This window comes from Streptococcus sp. KHUD_010 (assembly GCF_040207525.1).
GTDB classification, from domain to species: Bacteria; Bacillota; Bacilli; order Lactobacillales; family Streptococcaceae; genus Streptococcus; species Streptococcus hominis.
Window position 1 is genome coordinate 981,467 of the sequence record NZ_CP157941.1, and the last position, 23,045, is coordinate 1,004,511.

Annotated in this window: 21 protein-coding genes and 1 pseudogene; 4 read left to right on the forward strand and 18 right to left on the reverse strand. The window is 39.4% G+C overall.

Annotated elements, in window-relative coordinates; all coding sequences use genetic code 11:
• Window positions 1–142: 142 nt before the first annotated feature.
• The 5 genes from ABKA15_RS04880 to ABKA15_RS04900 form a co-directional block, all read right to left on the reverse strand.
• Window positions 143–985 (reverse strand): alpha/beta hydrolase, encoded by an 843-nt coding sequence (locus ABKA15_RS04880; protein WP_049514016.1) that lies wholly within the window; start codon window positions 983–985, stop codon window positions 143–145.
• Window positions 978–2,306, reverse strand: a complete 1,329-nt coding sequence (locus tag ABKA15_RS04885; protein ID WP_049514026.1) for a PTS sugar transporter subunit IIC — start codon at window positions 2,304–2,306, stop codon at window positions 978–980. The genes ABKA15_RS04880 and ABKA15_RS04885 overlap by 8 nt, the downstream gene beginning before the upstream one ends.
• A 141-nt stretch (window positions 2,307–2,447) precedes the next feature.
• Entirely contained in the window at window positions 2,448–3,377 is a 930-nt protein-coding gene (locus ABKA15_RS04890) for a hypothetical protein (protein WP_049514015.1), read from the reverse strand.
• Window positions 3,378–3,737: 360 nt separating this feature from the next.
• The gene (thrB, locus tag ABKA15_RS04895; RefSeq protein WP_049514013.1) at window positions 3,738–4,604 is read right to left on the reverse strand and encodes a homoserine kinase; all 867 of its coding nucleotides are present in this window, start codon (window positions 4,602–4,604) and stop codon (window positions 3,738–3,740) included.
• Window position 4,605: 1 nt separating this feature from the next.
• Complete coding sequence (locus ABKA15_RS04900; protein ID WP_049514012.1) at window positions 4,606–5,892, reverse strand: homoserine dehydrogenase; 1,287 nt, start codon at window positions 5,890–5,892, stop codon at window positions 4,606–4,608.
• Window positions 5,893–6,072: 180 nt separating this feature from the next.
• On the opposite strand from ABKA15_RS04900, the gene ABKA15_RS04905 reads away from it, so the two are divergent.
• Window positions 6,073–7,023, forward strand: a complete 951-nt coding sequence (locus ABKA15_RS04905; RefSeq protein WP_049514010.1) for a polysaccharide deacetylase family protein — start codon at window positions 6,073–6,075, stop codon at window positions 7,021–7,023.
• Window positions 7,024–7,055: 32 nt separating this feature from the next.
• Here ABKA15_RS04905 and ABKA15_RS04910 read toward each other — a convergent pair whose 3' ends face one another.
• The 6 genes and pseudogenes from ABKA15_RS04910 to ABKA15_RS04935 all read right to left on the reverse strand — a co-directional run bounded on the left by ABKA15_RS04910 (window position 7,056) and on the right by ABKA15_RS04935 (window position 11,917).
• Window positions 7,056–7,217, reverse strand: coding sequence for a hypothetical protein (locus ABKA15_RS04910; protein WP_003024275.1), 162 nt, complete (start codon window positions 7,215–7,217; stop codon window positions 7,056–7,058).
• A gap of 14 nt (window positions 7,218–7,231) precedes the next feature.
• On the reverse strand, window positions 7,232–8,542 hold the full coding sequence (gene obgE / locus ABKA15_RS04915) for a GTPase ObgE (protein ID WP_049514009.1): 1,311 nt from the start codon (window positions 8,540–8,542) through the stop codon (window positions 7,232–7,234).
• Window positions 8,543–8,599: 57 nt separating this feature from the next.
• Complete coding sequence (locus ABKA15_RS04920; RefSeq protein WP_003024272.1) at window positions 8,600–8,734, reverse strand: DUF4044 domain-containing protein; 135 nt, start codon at window positions 8,732–8,734, stop codon at window positions 8,600–8,602.
• Between the two features lie 143 nt (window positions 8,735–8,877).
• Window positions 8,878–9,114, reverse strand: a pseudogene (locus ABKA15_RS04925) (hypothetical protein); the annotation flags it as partial.
• Window positions 9,115–9,184: 70 nt separating this feature from the next.
• A complete protein-coding gene (gene galT / locus ABKA15_RS04930) occupies window positions 9,185–10,666 on the reverse strand; it encodes a UDP-glucose--hexose-1-phosphate uridylyltransferase (protein ID WP_049514006.1) in 1,482 nt (493 codons plus the stop codon).
• A 72-nt stretch (window positions 10,667–10,738) separates the two neighbouring features.
• Window positions 10,739–11,917, reverse strand: coding sequence for a galactokinase (locus ABKA15_RS04935; protein WP_350015313.1), 1,179 nt, complete (start codon window positions 11,915–11,917; stop codon window positions 10,739–10,741).
• 241 nt (window positions 11,918–12,158) lie between these two features.
• On the opposite strand from ABKA15_RS04935, the gene ABKA15_RS04940 reads away from it, so the two are divergent.
• The gene (locus ABKA15_RS04940) at window positions 12,159–13,160 is read left to right on the forward strand and encodes a LacI family DNA-binding transcriptional regulator (protein WP_350015314.1); all 1,002 of its coding nucleotides are present in this window, start codon (window positions 12,159–12,161) and stop codon (window positions 13,158–13,160) included.
• Window positions 13,161–13,162: 2 nt separating this feature from the next.
• Window positions 13,163–14,098, forward strand: coding sequence for a bifunctional biotin--[acetyl-CoA-carboxylase] ligase/biotin operon repressor BirA (gene birA, locus ABKA15_RS04945; protein ID WP_049514001.1), 936 nt, complete (start codon window positions 13,163–13,165; stop codon window positions 14,096–14,098).
• A 60-nt stretch (window positions 14,099–14,158) separates the two neighbouring features.
• Here birA and ABKA15_RS04950 read toward each other — a convergent pair whose 3' ends face one another.
• The 7 genes from ABKA15_RS04950 to ABKA15_RS04980 all read right to left on the reverse strand — a co-directional run bounded on the left by ABKA15_RS04950 (window position 14,159) and on the right by ABKA15_RS04980 (window position 21,859).
• Window positions 14,159–14,575, reverse strand: a complete 417-nt coding sequence (locus ABKA15_RS04950; RefSeq protein ID WP_049514000.1) for a YjdF family protein — start codon at window positions 14,573–14,575, stop codon at window positions 14,159–14,161.
• Between the two features lie 231 nt (window positions 14,576–14,806).
• Window positions 14,807–15,001 (reverse strand): DUF3272 family protein, encoded by a 195-nt coding sequence (locus ABKA15_RS04955; protein ID WP_003024260.1) that lies wholly within the window; start codon window positions 14,999–15,001, stop codon window positions 14,807–14,809.
• Between the two features lie 38 nt (window positions 15,002–15,039).
• Window positions 15,040–16,704: a DNA polymerase III subunit gamma/tau gene (gene dnaX / locus ABKA15_RS04960; protein ID WP_049513998.1), complete on the reverse strand. Its 1,665-nt coding sequence runs from the start codon at window positions 16,702–16,704 to the stop codon at window positions 15,040–15,042.
• Window positions 16,704–17,201, reverse strand: a complete 498-nt coding sequence (locus tag ABKA15_RS04965) for a GAF domain-containing protein (protein WP_049514024.1) — start codon at window positions 17,199–17,201, stop codon at window positions 16,704–16,706. The genes dnaX and ABKA15_RS04965 overlap by 1 nt, the downstream gene beginning before the upstream one ends.
• Window positions 17,202–17,266: 65 nt before the next feature.
• Complete coding sequence (locus tag ABKA15_RS04970; RefSeq protein WP_049514022.1) at window positions 17,267–17,890, reverse strand: SAP domain-containing protein; 624 nt, start codon at window positions 17,888–17,890, stop codon at window positions 17,267–17,269.
• A 472-nt stretch (window positions 17,891–18,362) separates the two neighbouring features.
• Window positions 18,363–20,927, reverse strand: a complete 2,565-nt coding sequence (locus ABKA15_RS04975; protein WP_049513995.1) for a pneumococcal-type histidine triad protein — start codon at window positions 20,925–20,927, stop codon at window positions 18,363–18,365.
• A gap of 8 nt (window positions 20,928–20,935) precedes the next feature.
• Entirely contained in the window at window positions 20,936–21,859 is a 924-nt protein-coding gene (locus tag ABKA15_RS04980; RefSeq protein ID WP_049513993.1) for a zinc ABC transporter substrate-binding protein, read from the reverse strand.
• A gap of 190 nt (window positions 21,860–22,049) precedes the next feature.
• Here ABKA15_RS04980 and ABKA15_RS04985 point away from each other — a divergent pair, with 190 nt between their 5' ends.
• A complete protein-coding gene (locus ABKA15_RS04985; protein ID WP_350015315.1) occupies window positions 22,050–22,994 on the forward strand; it encodes an IS30 family transposase in 945 nt (314 codons plus the stop codon).
• Window positions 22,995–23,045 lie beyond the last annotated feature (51 nt).

The following is a 23,045-nucleotide window of genomic DNA, read 5'->3' on the forward strand; positions in this document are numbered from 1 at the left end:
TACAATAGCAAAATTGCAGAGTAGTATGCAAAAAATGAATAGCAATTATCGTCCGATTCATAATTTATAACAACAAAAAGAGGAGATTAGGATAGATGACCATGATTGTGTCAGCAGCCCTAGTCGTCTGTCCTACTCCTTCTCAATTTCTTTGATTTCGCTGGTTTTGTCTATCTACAAGGCGCTCTTGGACTAAGGAGACAACCTCATCATTGGTTGGCAAGTCCGAGTGCTGGGCATCCGCACCTGTGACTGTGGTTTCAGTATAGTGCGCTGCTTGCCCCTGATAAATATATTTCCCTGCACTCACGCTCGCATCTGGTACTAATTCGTCTGAATCATAAGTAATAGTCCCTGCTACGGAATACATCGCTAAAGTTGTCGGAATATTTTCGCGATTTTTAATGAAATCAGCTAACATCTCAGTTTTGTTGTTGATATTGGTTTCAGTAAAGTTATAAGGCGTTCCGATTGTCATCAATTTCTTCAATTCCACATCATAGCTGCCGAGGTAAGTTTCAATAAAAGCTGTGTAAATTAAACCACCGTTTGAGTGACCCAAGCCCTTAAAATTATTGAAATTGTATTTTCCTTGGAGATTTTCAAAGGCAGCGTCAACCATTTTGGCCTGTTTTTTGATGTTACTATAGCCATCTTTATTATTTTCAAAACCAATTACAATGATTGGCTCGTTATCATTCGCTGCGATAGAGCCATTATATGTAATTCGTCCGTCATTCCAGACCTTAACTTTGAGCAAGCTATGCTTCACGCCACGACGTCTTTGATTGAGCTTTTGAACCAAGCCGTCAAAGCGGCTCTCCGTAGCAGAACTACCTGGTATCATAATGATTGGCGACATCCGAGCATTATAAAATTTAGCAATTTGATCAATGTTTTTTCTTGTCCAACTATAAGAGGGAATTGCTAGTCCTATCAAAAAAATTAGAACAATTAGTAGCACTATTTTTATCTTTTTAGTCATGTTCGCCTCCTTTCCGATCCATTTGTCTGAGTTCCTCATGAATCCGGTCATTAAATCTCACAAAGGGGATATAAATGAGAACATCGATAATAAAAATAAAAATTCCTACTGCTAATGCTCGCAAACTTCCGCCTGTCCCAATAAAAGCATAGAGTACACTTGGCGCTCCGCTAGGAACTGGATAGACAGCCGGAGGCATTATTCTAAAATATAGAAAAATACTAGCTACAAAGACATTCAGCATTGGTATGAGGATAAAAGGGATTAAAAATAGAAAATTGAAAAATATAGGAATCCCAACCATAAAGGCTACGCCGTGGTTAAATAAGGAAGGAAAGATACTCTTCAAACTCACATCACGATCTTTGTCGCTACGGGATTTCCAGAGAATAGCTACGAGAAGAGCTAAAACTCCGCCCAGACCTGAAAACGTTCCATAAGCATCATACAGATTGGTCGTTGAAAAGAGATAAGGTACCCCTGTCGTAGTATGATGTTTCAAAGCATAATTGAGATTATCCAAGGCAGAGGAGTCATTGACAAACGACAGGTCATTAAATGGATTATTATTTCCAATCCAAGCACTAAAAGTCCGTAAGGCAGTATTCATTTCAATGACAAAGATATTGTTTCGATTGACAATTAAGCCTGACAAAAAATTTGCAATTGTTGAGAAAACATTGTATCGATTGCCCAGATTAATGAGAAAACTAACCAAGACAGCCAGAGCAAACGAGCAGAAGATAGGGCGCAACGTTTTAGGGTAATAAATAAAATGCTCATCTACAATGTGATCATCATTCGGACTTGAAAATCGAAAAATTTGTCCCACCACATAACCAATCAATATTGCAACAATTAGATTGATATTGACAGGAAGATTGATTCTCGTCAAAGCGCCGTCATTTAAAACCACCGAAAATAATTCGCGTGAATTGACTAATAAGCTAAAAATAAAGGCTGTAATCCCAGCTGTCCCCGTACTACGACCATAATAACCAGCTGTGTACTTTGCACTAAAATGAGTTGCTAATGGTCCTGCCAATCCTCCTATCAGATAGGTGAAATTTGTCGTAACTAAGCTAATAGTTGAAAAATGAGGAAACCAATGCCGAATCGCAAAAAGATTGTTGATATAGCCATTTATACCAAAAATGGATTCAGAAAAAACCATTGTTATCGTCGTCAGTAAGAAAAACGGAAAGAGCGATACCAATGTTTCTTGTGTAATTTTAATAAAGCTCATTTGCCGAAAAGCAATCATTTTTTTTATTAAGTATTGATCTATACGACTTTTTCTGGTTAATTTATTGAATATCATAGCTTGATTGTAGCATAGTTGAGATGACAATTCAATTAGCTTCTTTAAAATTAAATGCTAAACGTTTTGAATATTTATTATTCAATGTTTTTTAATCAGACCTAAAAAGGCTCAGATAAAAATCTAAACCTTTGAATTCTTTTACCCTAATTTTCTTGTAACATATTTTTGTGACTGTGCAGACAAAACGCTAATAATCGTTCCCACAGCACCGGCACCTGTGAATAATAATAGCAAACCAAGATTTGTCCAATAAGAGATATGCACTTCATTGCCATTAAAAATATACTCTGTTAGATAAGTAAAGGCTGTAAAAACATCCACTCCTTCTGCTTTTGCAAGCTGAATAGCATAGTCAAACTGATGTGCAACCAACATCATCACCAGCATGAAAAGCACACTAATTGCAATTCCAACTTTGGATAACTTTTTGCCTAACAGTTCATATCCTTTAATCGTACAAACTCCCATGACAATCCCTGCAACAACAGCTACATATCCAAGTTGAGCAATCACCAAGGTAACAATTCCCCCTATCAAGCTCCCTAGAAAGGCTCCTACCGTCCCTGCTAAGATACTTTCCTTTTGGTGGTCATAAACTTGGTTTTCAATTGACAAGTTTGAGCTTAATTCTTGAAATGCTTCTGGTGAAAGCAGTAAAAGGTTCCCTCCGACTTGATAAAGATCTACTTGACCTGTTTTTCCGGTCTGCTCACAAACATTCGTAAGATTTTTTTCTTTCAAGAACACGATAATGTCTTGTAATCCTTGACGAATATGTTCACGTGTTTTTCCTTTAGTCATACCAGTTTTAATATAAAAAGTTGCTTTATATAAATTAACCTGATAAGTTTTCAAAGCCTTAGAAGATTTCGTCAATTCTTTAAATTCTTCCAAAGACGGTAATGCTTCACCATTTTTTACCGAACAACAAATACAGTATTGATTTTTTTGATTCGTTTGTTCAATATAGAAAGTATAACCATCTTTTTGACCAAAAATAACAGATGAAGTCTCATCAAACTGCAACCCTAACTCATCCGCAAGTGCCTGCAAATCAAGTTTATTCATAACCGTGCTCCTTTATATATTCTTTATTTATTATAGCATACATTTGAATAAATAGACAAGAGGAGATTTTTTGTAAGAATATTAAAAGAGGTTAGGACAAAAATTCCCAACCTAAAAAGTATACTATGTAATAAATCAACGACGCAGCGACTGATTGCTCAAAGTACTGCCTTGAGGTGGCAGATAGAGCTTTCAAAGCAGTTCACTTTTCAAGCTCGGAAGAGCCACTTTTGGCGAAAACTTCGTTTTCCTTATCTGCCACCTCAATAGTTGCTTAGACTATTGAGCAACCTTGTAAGGGTAAGATTACGAACTAAATTTTTGTTTCATTTAGTTCTGTTCTCCTCCTCTTCACTCTTCTCATTTTTCTACTCGGACGCCTTGACCATCAACCTGAAGTTCAAAAACTTGTCCTTTAAATTGTTGCTCTTCTATTTTCTCTTTTATCATATTCGACTGCTCTTTTGGTGCTAGAACCATCACAGTAGGTCCTGCTCCTGATAGATAAGTCGCATACGCACCATTTTTCCTTGCCAACATCTTGATTTTTGGAAATTCCTTAATCAAACCTTGGCGAAAACGCTCATGAAAACGGTCGGACTCAATAGCACGCCCCGCTATTACCATATCGCCCTTCATTAAAGCGGCAATAGCCACATTCGCTACAGAGCTTGCAGTGACAGCTTCACGATAAGATAAACCTTTTGGAAGAACGCCACGGCTGTCTTTAGTACGCAATTCATAATTTGGAACATAGGCAATAAAGCTTACTTCTGGAAATTCCGTCACTACAGTTGAAACTTTCTCGTTTAAATAACTAGAAATCGTCAAATTACCATAAATAGCAGGTGCTACATTATCTGGATGTCCCTCAATTTTCGTCGCAAAATTCAATTTTTCAGCATTTGACAACTGCAAATTTGCCAATTGATTTGCAAGTTCAATCCCTGCAACAATAACGGAACTAGAAGAACCCAAACCATGCGCTAAAGGAATATCACTTGTCATTTTTAAATGATGAGGTTGAATAGCTGGAGCAATTCTGCGCGCCACTTTAATCAATAAATTCCGTTCGTTAGAAGGAATACGCCGCTCCAAATCATGCTCAATCAGCCAATGGTCGCTTTCTCCCAAAACTTCAATGGTTAGATATTTACTGACAGCTACACCAACCGAGTCAAATCCCGGACCAATATTCGCACTCGTTGCAGGTACAATAATTTTCATTTTATTCTCCTAATACTTTGAAGGTGTTTAATAATTTAAAATCAGAAGTTGCCTGCAATTTTCGAGTGACATTTTCTAGCTGCGTTTTGTTGACAGCATGGGTAATAATCACAACACGTGCGGTATTTCCGTCTGTTCCTTGTTGCAGGATTTGCTTAAAGGAGATATTTTCAGCATTAAAAATTTCTGCTAAGCGTAAAACTTGTCCTTTCGCATCAGGTGCTAATATCGAAAAGTAGTACAGGCTCTTACGATCTTCTGGTTTAGCCAGAACTAATTCACGCTGAAACTCATTAAAGGCTTTTCCAACGGTTCCTTCGTCTATCCATCGAACAATCCGAATAATATCTGCAACAACACTTGTTGCGGTAGGTTTTTGTCCCGCACCTGGACCGTAATACATTGACTCACCAATACCGATAGATTCTACAAAGACTGCATTCATCACGCCATTCACACTAGCAAGAGGATGAGATTTTGGTAAAAAGGTCGGTGTGACTTCTGCAGCAAGACCTGATTCCGTTTCTTCAATGGAACCAACTAATTTGACAACATAGCCTAATTGCTGCGCAACTGCTACATCTTCTGGTGTAATATTGCGAATGCCTTGGTGGGCGACATCTTCAAATTTAACCGTCATTCCAAAGGCAAATTGACTTAAAATAACCATTTTATATGCAGCATCAATTCCGTCCACATCATTGGTTGGGTCGCTTTCTGCAAATCCAAGTCGTTGTGCTTCAGCAAGTGCCGCTTCATAAGACCAGCCCTCTTCTACCATTTTGGTCATCATGAAGTTGGATGTCCCATTGACCACACCGAGAATACGTGTAATTTTATCAGAAGCTAGGGAATTAACAAGCGTGCGTAAAATCGGAATTCCTCCCGCTACTGCCGCTTCATAGTAAAGAGCTACTTTATGTTTTGCAGCAATCTCAAGCAACTCAGCGCCATGAACTGCCAGCAAGTCTTTATTTGCAGTGACAACATGCTTACCCGCCTCTAGCGCTTGAGTGATGAAAGTTTTTGCAGGTTCAATACGCCCCATCAACTCAACAACAATCGTTACTTCTTTATCATTTACAATTTCGTCAATTGTTGTGACAAAATTAAAATGATTTCCTGCTGCTAATAAGCGTTCTTTTTCAGCATCATCTTTTACCAATACTTTCGCAATTTCAATTTCTGAATGAGCTGCTTGCACAATCTTTTCACTATTTTCTTTCAATAAAAATGGAACACCGCTAGCAACTGTCCCAAAACCAAGTAAAGCAATTTTAATAGACATGACTACTCCTTGAGATTTTTATGCTTTTTATTATAGCAAATAAACTTGTTTTTTTCTAGTAAGCAGATTTCTATTATTTTTATAAAAATAATAGAAATCTATTTTAAAAAATTGTGAACGGTTAGTCAGAAATATGGTAAAATAAACATAGTGATTTAAAAGTAAAAGGAGTTCTACACAATGGGGAAACATTCTGGTAATCGTTCTACCCGGAATCGCATTCGTAAAAGAAGACAACGACGCGCTATTATTAGTCTCATCTTATTGGTTGTTCTGGTGATTGCAGGGACATTCATGTGGAGACGTTCTGGAACAAATCTGGCTAATAACCATACAAGAACTGCCACTTCAACAGTAAAGAAATCTTCTACCTCTCAGTCAACGACAAAAGAAACAGATAATTCTAGCCAGAAAACAAGTAAAATCAAATGGGTGAAACAGGAACAACCTGTTAAATTCCCTATTTTGATGTACCATGCGATTCATAATATGGATCCTTCCGAAGCGGCAAATGCTGGTTTGATTGTCTCACCAGAAACATTTGAAAGTCATTTGAAAGCCTTGAAAGACGCTGGTTATTATACTCTCACACCAGAAGAAGCCTATAAAGTCTTAACCGAAAATGTTCTTCCAGAAAATAAAAAAGTCGTATGGTTGACCTTTGATGATAGTTTGAGAGATTTCTACACTAATGCTTTTCCACTTCTTCAAAGATACCAAATGCAGGCAACCAATAATGTCATTACTGGCTTTGTCGAAAATGGACGCGAGGATATGCTGACACTTGAGCAAATCAAGGAAATGAAGCAAAAGGGAATGTCTTTTGAAGATCATACCGTTAATCATCCAGATTTATCCCTTGCCAGTGCTGAAACACAAACGACAGAATTGCAAGCTTCTAAGCAATATCTAGATAACAACCTCTCCCAAAATACAACGACGGTTGCTTATCCTTCTGGACGTTATAGTGAAACGACGACACAGATTGCTGAAAGCCTCGGCTATAAAATGGGACTGACCACCAACAATGGACTAGCTTCCCTTAATGACGGACTTTTAACCCTCAACCGTATCCGTGTCAATCCAACCACGACTGCACAAGATTTATTAAATGAAATTGCTACAAACTGAAAAATAGGACTTAGCTCAAAAACGAGCAAGTCCTATTCTTTTTTCTTTTGTGCCAATTTCTCCCGTTCCAAGCGAAGTTTTCGGTTCGGATTGAGTTTGTTAAAAAGTTTTTCAAGCTTTTTTTCATTCCAAACGTCAGCTGCGGAAACGAAATTGCCATTTTCATCGCGAAAGGATATTGGTTTATCACCCATGATATCACCCCTTTTTAGTCTACAAATTCAAATTCAAACTTGCCGATGCGAACTAAGTCACCATCCTTAGCACCACGCGCCCGCAAGGCTTCGTCCACCCCCATACCACGTAGTTGCCGGGCAAATTTCATAACAGCCTCCTCACGGTCAAAGTTCGTCATGGTAAAGAGTTTTTCCAACTTATCACCAGTTAGAACCCAGACAGCGTCATCATCGCGTGAAATTTCAAAGGCTGGAGCATCTTCATCAAAGCCATAGTAGGCTTCTTCTTCCATCTCGGATTCATCATAAAGCAGAAATTCAGGTGTTTTATCAAGCAATTCTGCAGTTGCATCCAAAAGCGTTGACAAGCCTTGTTTCGTCAAACTTGAAATTGGAAAAATCTGTGGCAGCTCATCAAATCCATCATAATTTGCTGCTAATTTTTCTTTAAAGACTTTTAGATTCTCTGCACTTTCAGGCATGTCCATTTTATTAGCAACAATAACCTGCGGACGTTCCATTAAGCGAAGATTGTAGGATTCCAATTCCTTATTGATAGCAAGATAATCTTCGTAAGGATCACGTCCTTCGCTAGCTGACATATCAATGACATGCAAGATGACACGAGTTCGCTCAATATGGCGAAGAAATTGTGTTCCAAGTCCTACACCTTGGCTGGCTCCTTCAATCAAGCCAGGCAGGTCTGCCACAGCAAAAGATTCACCGGACTGCGTCCGAACCATTCCAAGATTAGGTACAATGGTCGTGAAATGATAAGCGCCAATTTTCGGCTTAGCAGAAGTGATAACACTCAAAAGAGTGGATTTTCCAACAGACGGAAATCCAACCAAACCAACATCTGCCAAAATTTTAAGCTCCAACTGGAGTTCACGTTCTTGTCCCGGTTCACCGTTTTCAGAAATTTCTGGTGCTGGATTTTTAGGCGTCGCAAAGCGGATATTGCCACGACCGCCGCGACCGCCGCGAGCTACGACGAACTTTTGTCCATTTTCAATCAAATCTGTCAAGATTTTCCCTGTTTTAGCATCACGGACTGTCGTTCCTTGCGGTACATGAACAATCAAATCTTCTGCTCCACGACCGTGCATTCCCTTAGTCATTCCCTTCTCACCAGACTGAGCCTTAAAATGACGATTGTAACGAAAATCCATCAGGGTACGAAGTCCTTCATCTACGACAAAAACAACATTGCCGCCACGACCACCGTCACCGCCCCAAGGTCCGCCATTTGGGACATACTTTTCACGGCGGAAAGCTACTATGCCATCACCGCCATTACCAGCCTTGACTTTAATCTTAGCTGTATCTAAAAACATACTCATATTTTTCTCTTTTCTCGTTTTCCACTCTAAAAAAACGCTCTTTCAAGCGTTCGAGGATTAGAAATTGCTCAAAGCACCAAGTGCACTTGCAAAGATTGCTCCAACTGTTACCAATAACATGATAACAACGACAATCAAAGTCAATTTTTCAAATCCTGTTTTTTTCCGTTGTCCATTATCACCAAAAGCCACGATACTACCTCTATATATTTAATTTGTTCTCTTAATTGTAACATGAAGGTGAGAGTTTTTCAAATGATAGCTGAAATAAAAAGATTACAACTGAAAATTACTACAAAGTAAAAATCCAACAGGCTTCCTGCTGGATTTCAATGTCAATCAGCGTAACCGTTTGGATGTGTCGAATGCCATTTCCAAGCTGTTTCGATAATCATCTCAATATTGTCAAATTTCGGTTGCCAACCCAAGACCTGACGCGCCTTATCAGACGATGCAATAAGTGTGTCCGGATCACCTGGGCGACGACCTGCGATTTCAAGTGGAATGGGGTGTCCTGTCACCTTTCGTGCTGCTTCAACCAATCGATCAACCATGTGGGAGCCGATATAACCAGCTCCTCCTAATACTAAAATTGCCATAACCATTCCTTCCTATTTTTTAGATTATATCATAAAAAGGACACTATTCCTTAAGACCAACTGATTCAACGAAGCGCATAAAGGCGATTTGACCTTCTTTTGTGCGCTTGTAAACACCTGCATCTTCCAAGACACGTTTGAAAATCTGACCAACCGAAGCACGCACGATTGTCTGGACTGATTCTGCTGTTATATCTGAATGGCTAGCTTTTAACTGCTCAGCCCACGCTTGATGATAAGGAGCCACTTCTTTTCTTTGCCCCAAAAGAAGTTCTTCAACTTCTTTTAGCTCATTTTTCAAACGAGGTGGGAGAATCGCCAAACCCATGACCTCAATCAAGCCGATATTTTCTTTCTTGATGTGCTGAACATCTTTATGCGGATGATAAATACCATCTGGATATTCTTTTGACGTTTGATTGTCCCGAAGAACCAAATCTAATTCAAACTGACCATTTTTTTGACGTGCTATTGGAGTAACCGTATGATGTAGTTCACCATTTGACTCAGCTACAATCTGAACAGTCGGATCGGAGTAACTGCGCCATTTCTGTAAAATTTTATCCGCCAAATCTATCAATGTGGATTTATCAGTTGATTGCAACCTTAAAACCGACATAGGCCAATTGACAATACCGGCTTCTACATTTTCAAAACCTGCAAAGATGAAAGTTTTGTCCAGCTCTGCCTTTTCCATAGGAAAAGTATGTCGTCCACCTTGATAATGGTCGTGAGTGAGAATGGATCCTCCTACGATAGGAAGATCCGCATTGGAGCCTGCAAAATAACCCGGAAAAGTCTCTACAATGTCCAAAAGACGTTCAAAAGTAGCACGACTGATAGCCATAGGAGTATGCTTGCTATCTAAAAAGATACAATGCTCATTAAAATATGCATAGGGCGAATACTGAAAGCCCCATTCTCGTCCGGCTAAATCAAAGCGGATAATTCGATGATTCACTCGCGCTGGATGATCTAGTCGCCCTTGATATCCTTCATTTTCAAAACAAAGCTGGCAAGCTGGATAGTGGCTCGTCTTGGCTTTCTTAGCTGCTGCAATTTCCTTGGGATCTTTTTCCGGCTTAGAAAGATTGATCGTAATCTCCAAATCACCATATTCAGTCGGCGTTTGATAGGCAATGTTTTTAGAAATGGCTTTGACCTTGATATAATCATTACGCTTACTAAGCTCATAAAAATCAGCAATAGCCCGCTTGGGATCTTGTTCATAAGTCTGCCAAAATTGCTGATTGAGCTGACCGGGTGCTGGCGTGACTAAATTCATCAACTCTGCCCCAAGAATATCCTGTTCTGCAAGAGTTGAGCCGATTTTTCCAACTGCTAAAGCAACTTCTAGTAAATCATCTTTGAGATCAATTAAGCCGGTTGCTGCTGTCTCTTGCTTTGCAGCTTCTTCTCCAACCAGACTCATGACGCGATTTACTAGATAAATCCGGTCGATTTCTGTAAAAGAGCTATTTGCTATGACCTCCGTTACAAAGGCATTCAGTAAATTTCGTGCCATTGATTTTCCTTTCTTTTATAGAAAGGGCTGAAATCCTCGTCAGCCCTCATTACTATTATGTAAAACGCTTGCTTAATCCAATACGCGACTGCCACCAGCAATTTCAGCAATATAGAAGCTCGGTGCATAACCTACGACTTCTTCATATTTTTGACCAACATTTTTTTGAAAAGTTTCCACTGCGTCTTTACGAACCAAAGCAATGGCACAACCGCCAAATCCTGCTCCTGTCATGCGAGCGCCCAGCACTCCTTCTTGCTTCCATGCAGTATGAGCCAATGTATCCAACTCTAATCCTGTGACTTCATAATCATGTTCAAGTGAGACATGAGAGGCGTTCATTAAGCGTCCGAATTTTTCCAAATCGCCAGCTTGCAATGCGGCTTGAGCTTGAAGTGTCCGTTGATTTTCCAACACAGCGTGACGAGCGCGTTTGAGTCGATTTTCATCTTGAATTAAGTAGCTGTATTCATCAAAATCCCACTCATTTAATTCACCCAAGGTTGCAATAGAGAGTTTTTGCTTTAATTCCTCTACTGCTTTTTCACACTCTGCACGGCGTTCATTGTATTTGGAGTCTGCTAGTTCACGACGCTTGTTTGTATTCATGATGACAACCACATTGTCTTTAAGATCAAGCGGCACTAACTCGTATTCGAGCGTGTTCGTATCTAAGTAAATTGCCCGTTGATCTGCTCCCATGCCAATGGCAAACTGATCCATGATTCCAGAATTAACACCGATAAATTCGTTCTCTGTTTGTTTACCGATTTTTACTAAATCTAAACGGTCTAATTTTAAATCAAACAGTTTCTCTGCAATAATTCCTGTCAGTAGCTCTAAAGAAGCAGATGAAGAGAGACCCGAACCATTTGGGATATTTCCAAAAACATAGACATCCATCCCTTTATCAATAACATGTCCTGCTTTTTGCAAGAAATGAAGCACACCTTTTGGATAATTCGTCCAATTATGCGCTTTTTCAAAGCGAAGATCTTCTAGCGGCACCTCAATAATTCCCTTGCCTTCAAAGTTTGCTGAGTAAAAACGAAGTAAGTTATCGTTACGCTTGCGCGCCGCTCCGTAAGTTCCTAATGAAATAGCTGCCGGAAAGACATGACCACCATTGTAGTCTGTATGCTCACCAATCAGGTTAATGCGTCCCGGTGAGAAGAATGTATGATCTGCTTCTGTTCCAAAAATTGTTGCAAAGTTTGAACGCAATTGTTGAGTTGAAAGAGTTGTTGACATAAAAAGTCTCCTTTTGTTTTGTTAGGCCTTGTAACCGTTTTATTATCTTTATTATAAAATATCATTAGTAAAATTTCAAGTATTTTAGTAAATTTTTACCAAAATTTTATCAATCAAGTTGTAAGAAGTATTACTCACCAACCTTTCATAGTAAAGTTTAGGAAATTTACTAAATATTTTTGTATTTTACTAATTTTTAAGATATAATAGACATATTCTTTAAAGAAATTAGGAAACAATCATGGCAACGATTAAAGATATTGCAAAAAGTGCAGGTGTCTCTCCAGCAACTGTATCGCGCGTTTTAAATCATGACAAATCCATGTCTGTCAGCGATGAGACTCGCCAAAAAATATTTGACATTGCAGAAGAATTAGAATACAAAAAAACAAAAAGAGGAAGCAATCGCAATTCTCAAAACCGCAGAATTGCGATTGTGGAATGGTACACAGAAGAGGAGGAACTAGACGACCTCTACTACTATGCTATCCGAATCGGCGTAGAGAAAAAAGCCCAAGAGTTGGGTTATGATGTTATGCGCTTTTTCAATAATGAAGAATTAGAACAGCTCGTCCAAGTTGACGGTATCGTTGCGATTGGAAAATTCAGCCCTCAAAAGATAAAGGAGTTGGAACTCCACACAGAGCAGCTTGTTTTTATTGATAGCAATACGCTTGCCTATGGCCATAGCTGCGTCACAACAGACTTTGAAAATTCTGTTATAGCTGTTCTTAATCACTTTTTAGAAAATGGGCACCGGCAAATTGGACTGCTAGTGGGGCAAGAACAAACTTCTGACAAAACCACTACCTTATCTGACCCACGCTTAGTAACCTTTAAAAATTATCTAACTGAAAAACAACTCTATCAGGAAAAATACGTCAAAATAGGAAACTTTTCATCTGAATCAGGTTATTCTATGATGAAAGAATTGGTTGAAAATTTAGATGAACAACTTCCAACTGCATTTTTCATGGCAAGCGACGCCTTAGCTGTTGGTGCTCTTCGAGCGCTTCAAGAAGCGGATATTCCTGTGCCAGATCGTGTTAGTTTGATTGCTTTTAACGATACATCTATCGCCAAGTACGTCTATCCACCACTCAGCACGGTTACTGTCTGTACAGAAAAAATGGGTCGACAAGGCTTGCAACTGCTGCACGAGGAATTTCAACGTGCTGAACCAACCATTCCGCGTATGGTAACACTTGCTACCACCCTAACCCTTAGAAAGAGCAGCTTATAGAAATGAAAACATACGAAATTTTATTTGACATTTTAAGTCGAGAATCTGATTATATCAGCGGTGAAAAATTGGCGCAAGACTTAGGAATTTCACGCACTTCTATCTGGAAAGCTATTCAACATTTGGAAAAAGAAGGCGTTCATGTTGCATCGATAAAAAATAAAGGCTATAAGCTCCTTTCAGGCGATTTATTGATTGCTAAAAAAATTGAAGAAACTGCTCCCATTCAAGTTTCTTTCAATCCAAACTGCAAATCCACTCAACTTGACGCCAAAGCAGGAATCGAAGCTGGCAATCCTGCCAACACGCTCTATCTGGCTTCCTCTCAATCAGCCGGTCGTGGGCGCTTTGGCAGAAATTATTTTGCTCCAGATCAAGGCGGGATTTATATGTCGCTTCATCTGAAACCCAATCTCCCTTTTCAACAAATTCCCGCCTATACTATCCTGACTGCCGGAGCCATTTACAAGGCTATTAAAGACCTCACTTTAATGGAAATGGACATTAAATGGGTCAATGACATTTACTACAAGGGCAAGAAAATAGCTGGCATCTTAACCGAAGCTATTACTTCTGTCGAGACGGGCTTAGTCACTGATGTGATTATTGGAGTGGGCATCAATTTCGCAATCTCCGATTTTCCGAAAGAGTTAAAAAATAAGGCTGACTCTCTCTTCCACGAAAAGCAACCTATCACACGCAGTGAACTCATTGCTGAGATTTGGAAAGATTTCTATGAATGTGAGCCAGACGAGCTGATTTACCTTTACAAACAACACTCCCTTGTCTTAGGTCGGACGGTCACTTTTTGTCAAAATGACAAAGACTACAAAGGAGTTGCCAAGGAAATATCAGATAGCGGTCAGCTATTGGTTCAATTAGATACTGGACAAGAAATGTGGCTAAATAGCGGTGAAATTTCTTTAACAAGTTGGTAAATAAAAAAAGGAGATAAATTGAGTAAACATCAACTTGTCTCCTTCTTTTTCAGCACAAAATCAATGACCTTTGTGCTTTTCTTTGCGTTTTTGCTGTTTTAATTGGAATTTTCTATTTTGTACATATTCTTTTTGAGCTTTCAATCTGGAACGTTTAGCTTGTTTATCTAACTCTTGTTGCAGTTTTAGTGCGTCTTGTGATTTCGTTGAGCGTTTTTCACGCTTCATTTCTTTTTTTGCTAATCGTTGCAAACGTTTAGGATTTGCGCAATGTCTTTTTTTCTTTACTGCAACAGCTGGGCTAAATTGTAATTGCGAAAACCTCCGATTGACAAATTCTAAAACCTCGTTCATCTGGGGTTCAACTCCAAATGTCACCCGACAAACAGACAAACCTTGAGCATTTTCTTGCTCAAATAAGCCATAATAAAAGCCATTTTCAAAGTATATGGTCAATTCTAGTGAAACATGTTCCATACAGCATCCTCCTTAAATACATTACAAAGAAGGGACAACCAAGGAGGAGGGTTACTGATAGTCGTGACCTACTTCAATTGTCATTAGAAAAACAAATCTAGCCTGTCACGAATATGTTCGGACTACCAACCGAAACTGTGTTTTTATCTTTGCACTTTTATTTTACAGCAAGCAGAATATTTTTTCAAATTGAAAAGAAAAGATTGAGGATTTTCGCCCCAACCTTTCTTGTTATTTTTTACGTTTGATATGTTTGTCAATTTCGTCCACTATTTTACCCATGACATAGCTCACCTGTAAATTGCGAATCACTAGAAGCGCCCAGAAAACGGCAAATAAATAGTGTCCTGACATCATTGCTTCGTTAAAAAAATACGTTTCAATTGCTGTGAAAAAAGCTGTTGTAAGAAATTGTTGTCTTGTCATGATTCTATTATAGCACGAAACAGCAGAAAAATCTAAATTCAGTCCTCTTGAACGGTAATTTTTTCCGCTAAGAAATCAAATCCTTCTGGAATGACCGTATTCTCTTTTTCTTCAGTTTGTGGTGCATTTTCTCCACGCGCTTTAGCCGAAAATTCAGCCCGAATCTCTGTCCAATCTGTCATAGAAACCGCCAAGATGTCTGGTGAAAATCCAGCAGCATTGCTTAATAAATTCCCAAACATGGTGTTGAGATTTTCCCGTTTCATGGTCTGTTCTGCATTAAAGCTCGACTCAAATGCCAGAATAGCGTGGTTTTCGTTAGCTGCGACGGGTTGTGAGCCGACTAAAAGTGCCTTATCTGCTCCGGCTAAACTTTCAATAATTTCTCCCCAAGCATTCTGCAACTTGGTTAAATTACTGCGAGCCAGGCTAGGATTTTCAACTGCTTCTTGCAGAATGGCATTCACTTTATGGCGGTCTACTCGATAACCCTTGCTTGTTTTGGCTGGGTGTGTTGTATGTACTGGCTTACTAGGTGCAGAACTTGACTGCAAACTTGCCAATTGATTCTTAAGCTGGTTGATTTCTTCTTTGAGCGTTTCTATCTCGCCTGCTATATTGGAGGGTAATTCTGCTTTATCTTGCCCTTCTGCCAGTCGAATGGTCATCATTTCTGTATAAATTTTGGGTTGCAAGCTGTTCTTGATTTCCGCAAGGCTCTTCGTTGCAATCTCAATCAACTCAAACAATCTTTCCTGCGGAGTCTTGAGGTTTTCTAAAAAGCTTTCACTCGTATGCGTATTTTCTCCACCCGTTTTAACGATGAGCAAATCTCTAAAATATTGCAGCAGGTCTGTGACAAAGCGAGCCATATTTTTGCCGCTGTCGAATATGACATCAAGATTTTTTAATGCCACTGACGTATCATGCGCTAATACAGCTGCTACATACGCGTCTAATGCTCCTAAACTGATAGAACCCGTGATTTCTTCAGAAATAGCCGTTGTCAGCTGATTGTCTTGGGTTAGGCTGAGAGCTTGATCCAAGATAGATAGAGCGTCTCGCATACCGCCTTCTGCTCGTCTTGCGATAATCTGCACCGCTTCATTTTCAAAGTCAATATTTTCTTGCTGCAAAATCCACTCAATGTGCTCTACAATATCTTTGGTTTTAATCGACTTGAACTCAAAGCGCTGAACACGCGAAAGAATGGTTGCTGGTATTTTATGCAGTTCTGTCGTTGCTAAAATAAAGACGACATTTTCTGTCGGCTCTTCCAAAGTCTTAAGAAGCGCATTAAAAGCGCCCGTTGAGAGCATGTGAACCTCATCAATAATATAAACCTTGTGCTTCGCTAGACTGGGAGCGTAAGTAGATTTATCACGAATATCTCGGATTTCGTCCACACCATTATTGGAAGCCGCGTCAATCTCGATGACATCTTCTAGGCTTCCTTCGGTAATGGCTTGGCAAATATAGCACTCATTGCAAGGCTCGCCACCCTTTTGGTTAGGGCAATTCATCGCCTTAGCAAAAATCTTGGCTACGCTGGTCTTTCCTGTCCCTCTGGGACCTGAAAAGAGATAGGCATGACTGATTTTATCCTGTTCAACTGCCTGCCGCAAGGTTGTCGCCACAACCTCCTGCCCAACTAGCTGACCGAAGGTTTGGCTTCTGTATTTTCGATATAAAGCTTGATACATTAGGCTTTGTCTCCAAACATTTCAAAATTCCAACTTGTTTTCTCTAGTAAGAGAGCCACAAAATTTTCCAGATATTCTCGGTCAATCTCATCATAATCTGCCACCAGATGAGAATCCAAATCCAACACCCCTACTAGGCTGTCGTTTTTGACCATTGGTACTACAATCTCGCTGCGAGCTCTACTATCACAGGAAATGTAATTGCCATGTTGGGTCACATCTTCTACAATCATCGTCTGCCGTTTGGCTGCTGCTTCACCGCAGACCCCTTTTCCTAAAGCAATGTGCACGCAGGAAACGCCCCCTTGAAAAGGTCCTAACACCAACTCGTTTCCGTCATAAAGATAAAAGCCAGTAAAGACAGAATGAGGCAAGGCTTGGTTTAGCAGAGCAGAGCTGTTTGAGAGATTCGCCAACGCATTGCTTTCGCCCTCTAGTAATGCTTCAAGCTGCGCTAAAAGTAATTGATAATTTGAAATTTTTTCTGATTGATTCATACTTTCTATTATATCAAAAAAACAGCCTCGTGACTGTTTTTTCGCAAGTGGACAAATCATTCTTCTTATTTCCCTTTCCAATACATAGAAATATCATCCCAAAAGTTCTTTACTAGCTGCTGGTGATAGACTTTAGGAGCGGTTGAATGTTTCACTTTCTGCCAAAGAATAGCAGCAACTTTTAGTTTTGGCTGGAAAGCAGCATTATTCTCATCAGCACAAAAGTCTTTGAGAAATTGATTCCATTGGCAACTAGCATTATCGTATTTTGCGTAAGTTGATTGTCCCTGATAAATGGCTAACATGTCTCGCAGAGTAAATCGGTCATTTCCCTCAGCTTTTACCTTTCGCCAAGCTGCCGCCATGTCCGCTGTAAACTTGAATGAACTGCTACCCGTCTGCTGAGCGAAAAACTCCCGAAATCGGGTATTAAAGGCAAAACCACAAGTAAGTAAGGGCGTGTCTAAAGTAAGCTCTACATCTTTCTCTTTCTTAGTCTTTAAACGGACTTTCTTTTGAGCAACATTCCCTGCAAAATATTGTTTGATTTGTGCTTCTAGTTCTTTTTTGACCCCTGAACGCTCCTTCCCCAATCGTTTGCAAATGTCTGCCAATTCTGCACGATACCAATAATATTGAGAAAACTCTTGATAAGTCTTTATCGTTGTAAAATCCGGTCTATCCCGCATGATATGTTTCCCTTCCCTCTTTTTCATAACCTATTATACCACCAATAAAGTCATTCCTCAAAAATGATAGATTTGTTAGTTTATAAAAAGTCGTTCGAGGGTCGGACGAAGTGAATCAATTTTGGTTGAGACAAGCCGACCCTCGGACGAAGCAAATCAATTTTTATTAAAGCAATCTGACCCTCGGACGGAGCAAATCAATTGTGATTAAGGCTAACTGACCCTCAGACGGAGCAAATCTCTTTTTGTTGAAGCAATCCGACCCTCGGATGAAGCCAATCAATTTTTATTAAGGCAAGCCGACCCTCGGACAGGGTAAATTAGTTTTGGTTTGTTCTATCCGCCCGGCGGACAGAGTAAATTGCTTTTAGTTTGTCTTATCCGCTCAGCGGACAAGATAAAATCTCCCTCTATAAACATAGAATAACAAAAGAGCTGGAAAATAAATTTCCAACTCTTGAGGGGTGCATTATTAAGAAACCAATTCTCCTGTGAGTACATTGATAGACTTGACAGTTCCTGTCGAATCAGTATAGCTGACTGTCTTGTTTTCAGGATGATAGGTAAAGTTTTCTAAGCTCAAACCATATTTAAAAGCAATATTAATCATTTTTGCTCGGAAATCTTGCAGAGACAATCCATAGCTTGCTGCGCGTGCCTTTTCAGCTTCTTCTTCAGCATTAACTGTTGGTTTTTCAGTCCCTTCTGAATTTTCCTTTTCATCATCTGCCTCTTTACTTGCAGAGTCGTCTTTCTTATCTTCTGGCTCTTCATTTGGTGCATAATTCTTGCTATCATCTGATTGGTTTTGCTTGCCATGGTCGCTGTCATTACCAAAACCATCATCAGAGTGAGGACGATCGTTTGGATTTTGCACATAATATTTCACCGTAGCAAGGAAATCTTCCATGCTATAACCCTCTGGCGCGTTGTAAAGACCTTCGTCAAACCAAGAGAGAGAAATATTGTGATAGTGATCATGGTGCGGAATAATCAATTGCCCATTCTTGTAATCCACAACATAAGCTGTATGATATGGCATTGCCTCAACCGGCACTTTTTTAGCTGGTGTCACACGTTCATAGATTGATTGCGCACTTTCTTTTTGAGGTTGCTTTGGATCAGTTTTAGGCTTGTATTCTTTCTTTTCATTCGGCGCTTTGGTTTTCAGATATTCTTCTGTCGCCTTACGCTCAGATTCTGACAAATCTTTCTTAGGGATATAATGACTGTGTGTCATGTGTGGCGCAGTGTAGCCATCTCCCTCATCCTTAATCACATCATGCGGATCAAAGATATAACCATCTGATGTCGCATAACGACCTGCAGTTTTAGCTAGCGCAACTTCATCAGCCGTATAAGCAATTTGCGAATTTGCTTTGCCTGCACGATCAGGGTGCACTTCGGCGGAGAGTTTCAAGACTTGATCTAGCAAAGCCAATTTATCCGCATTCTTGTCTGCCACTTTTTGGAGCAAATCATTCACTTGAGCCAGTTTGTCACTTGCATTTCCTTTTTCTTCCAGTGCTTTTCGAATAGACATCAACACAACTTTCGCTTTCTTTGCAAATTCTGTGTTTTGACTAGCAGAATCATTATCTGAACCAGTTGCTTTCACCATTTCGGCTAACAAGGCTTTTGCTTTCGCAAGCAGGCTCTCTTTCTCCTCTATACCTAATAACAGATTTGAGTTGAGACCATTTATTTGTTCTTCAAAGTTTGCTTTTTGACGTGCATCTGAAACCCTCTCTAACAAAGCTTCTGCCTTACTAATAAAGGTTTTAATCTGCTCATCACTAACTTCTGTTTCAGCAGGTTCCTCTTTCTTCTCGTTTTTATCAGAAGTTTTGCCAGTATCTTGCTGATTTTTATCTGGTGTTGCTTGATGATCTTGTTGCGCTTGATCCGATTGCTTAGCTTCCGAATAATCCTCACCCAGCGTTATCATCTGCGCAATCTTTCGTTCCAGATCAGACATTTCATTGTAATAAATAAAATGATAATGATTACCGTGCGGAACAGCCACTCCATTAGAAGTCCGGTTTGCAATCTGTGCTGGGTCAAATACCAGACCGTCGGATTCTACATGCCGTTGACTCAAAGGAGTCGCATACAATTGCCGCAGCAATTTAATGATTTCAGCTTTACTTCCGCGCCTCGGTTCAGTTTGTTTTGGAGCTGGTTGAGAAAGCTGAGTTTGCTGATTTCCTGTATGATTAGACGTTCTCGGATTAGCAGGACGATGGTCCAACGACGGATGGTTCATTCCTCCGTTTGACTGAGGAATTTGACCTGAATTAGACGGATATTGTGGACGATTTTTCCCAGTTTTATTATCCCAATAGTTTTGAGCCGCTGCCAATTCACTAGGCGATAAATCACTCTTTGGAATATAATGGAAATGATTGCCATGCGGAACGATAAAGGCATCACCTGTATCCTCAATGACATCAGTTGGATTGAAGACATAGCCGTCATCCGTCGTATAACGACCTTGCGCACGAGCTTCTTTGACAGCTGTTGTTACAGTTCCTTTTGCGCCTTTATGCCCTTTTCCACTGTATTCTGCCCTTTGGCGAGCAATTTCTTCTTTTGTCCGAACATTGCTGGTATGATTTGGATCTTTCAGATAAAGATAATACTTGCCATTCACCTTAATAATGTAGCCGTCTTTTACTTCGTTGACAATATCAGACTGCTGCAAAGTGTAGTTTGGATCGCGCATGATTAGCTCTTCACTGATAATGGCATCATAAGGAACTTTTCCATTATAATAGTGATAATGATCCCCATGAGATGTTACATAGCCTTGATCTGTGATTTTAACAACAATCTGCTCTGCGTTGATTCCTTCTTTCGCACTCACTTCATCAGGAGTCAAATTCTCAGCCTTTTTCGCTTTGACCTTGGACTTACTATTAACATAAGCTACACGATTGTCTGCTTTGCTAGAAACACTTTGATAACGCCCTAGCTCATACGCACAAATACTCAATGCAAGAGCTGCAATAGATCCAACAATATATTTTTTCTTCATTTTTCTCCTCATTTTTTCAATTCTTTTGCCAATACCGCTAGATTGGCGTCTAGATTTTCAAGATAAGTTTTATTATTTTGTGGGTCAGCTTCCAAAGGATTCAATTCTTTTAATTTCACCCCTGTGGATTTAACCAAGGTTTTAGCAACTTTTGATGACGCATTGCTTTCCACGAAAATTGTTTTGACCTTGTATTGTTTCACAAACTCTTCGATTTCCGTCAGCTGACGCGGACTAGGCTCTTGCTCTGGTGAAATCCCAGCAATCCCCAACTGAGTCAATCCAAATCGCTTTGCCAAATAAGAAAAGGCCGTATGCTGCGTCACAAACGTTTTTTGTTTCGCCACTTTGAAAATCGGCTGATATTTTTTAGTCAATTCTTTTGCCTTATCTGCCAGCTCTTTCGCGTTTTTTTGATAGGTTTCTTTATTTTTACCATCAATCTTCGAAAGTTTATCAGCGATAATCTGCGCTTCTTCTGCTACTTTTTCTGGGTCTAACCATGTATGTGGATCGTAAAGAGTCTTTTCATCCACTCCCTCACCAGCAGCTACATCTTCTAATCCCGGTACGCGCTCCAGCTTCATACCTTCTGACGCTTCAAGCACCTTCACTTTGGATTTTTTTAGATTTGGATTCAATTTTCCTGCCCATGACTCTAGTGTATGAGAATGGTAAACAAAGACATCCGCATCATAGATAGCAGCTACATCATTCGCCGATGGCTCAAAAGAATGAATTCCCGTGCTTGACTGAATCATCCGAACATCATTCAAATCCCCAGACACTTCTTTGACCATGGCATAAATCGGGTAAAAACTTGTTACAATTTTCATTCCCTTGCTCTGCTTTTTGCTACCTGCACCGCACGCTGTTAAAAGCAAAACCAGTTCCGCCACAAAAATAGAAAATAAATATTTCCTTAATTTCATATATCACTCCTTAACTAGTATTTAACCAGTTCATTAACTGGTTAATATGATACCATGATAGAAATTAGCTGTCAAGAATTTTTTATCTGTTTTTTTAACAATCCCAATTTGTAAAATTAAGCTAGACAGAAAAAGCCATCTATGTTAGGCTCAGATAAACACCACATTTGTCTGAAAGGAACTAACATAAATGACCTATACTCATCTTACCACAAACGAGCTCGTAATGATAGAGGCTTACTATCAGGAAAACACAAAAGTTTCAGATATTGTGACTTCACTTGGCAGATCAAAACAGACAATCTACAATGTCATCAACTATCTGAAAGAGGGGCACTCTGCATATGATTATTATAACCGTTATAAAGTCAATAAGAAACGTTGTGGCAGGAATAAAACAAGTCTTACGCAATCAGAAAAAGATTTTATCCAAACTCATTTAGAACAAAATTGGAGCCTTGATGTCATTAAAGGAACTTATCCAGATAGGGTTTCTTGTTCTATGAGAACTCTCTATCGACTAGCAGACCGTGGTATTTTAAAGAAAGAGGATCTCCCTTGGAAAGGCAAAAGAAAACCAAATGGTCATAGCGAAAAACGAGGAAAACAATCGTTTCGCAGAGATTTACGTGAGAGAGCAGACAGTTATCCTAATTTTAAGACGGAATTCGGTCATCTAGAAGGGGATACAATTGTGGGAGAAAAACACAAAAGTGCAGTCATTACCTTAGTAGAACGCTGCTCAAAAGCCATCATCACACTGAAAACCAATGGACGGAAAGCAAGCGATATTGAGGCCTCCATCAATCAATGGTTGTCTCAAATCCCCAGCCATCTCTTTAAGTCGATCACTTTTGATTGTGGGAAAGAATTTTCTAATTGGAAATCTATTTCTAATGTACATGACATTGATATTTTCTTTGCGGATCCAGGATGTCCTGGGCAACGAGGTCTCAATGAACATTCTAATGGCTTATTAAGACGAAATGGACTACCGAAACAAATGGATTTTACGAATATTTCTCAAAATTATTTATCAGTTATAGCTGATAAAAGAAATAGAATTCCTAGAAAGTCTTTGAATTATCAAATACCATACCAAGTTTTTCTGAGTTACTTGAAAAGTCTAACTTAATTTGACAATTTAGGCAATAATAAAAAAGCTTTCTAAATAATATTAGAAAAC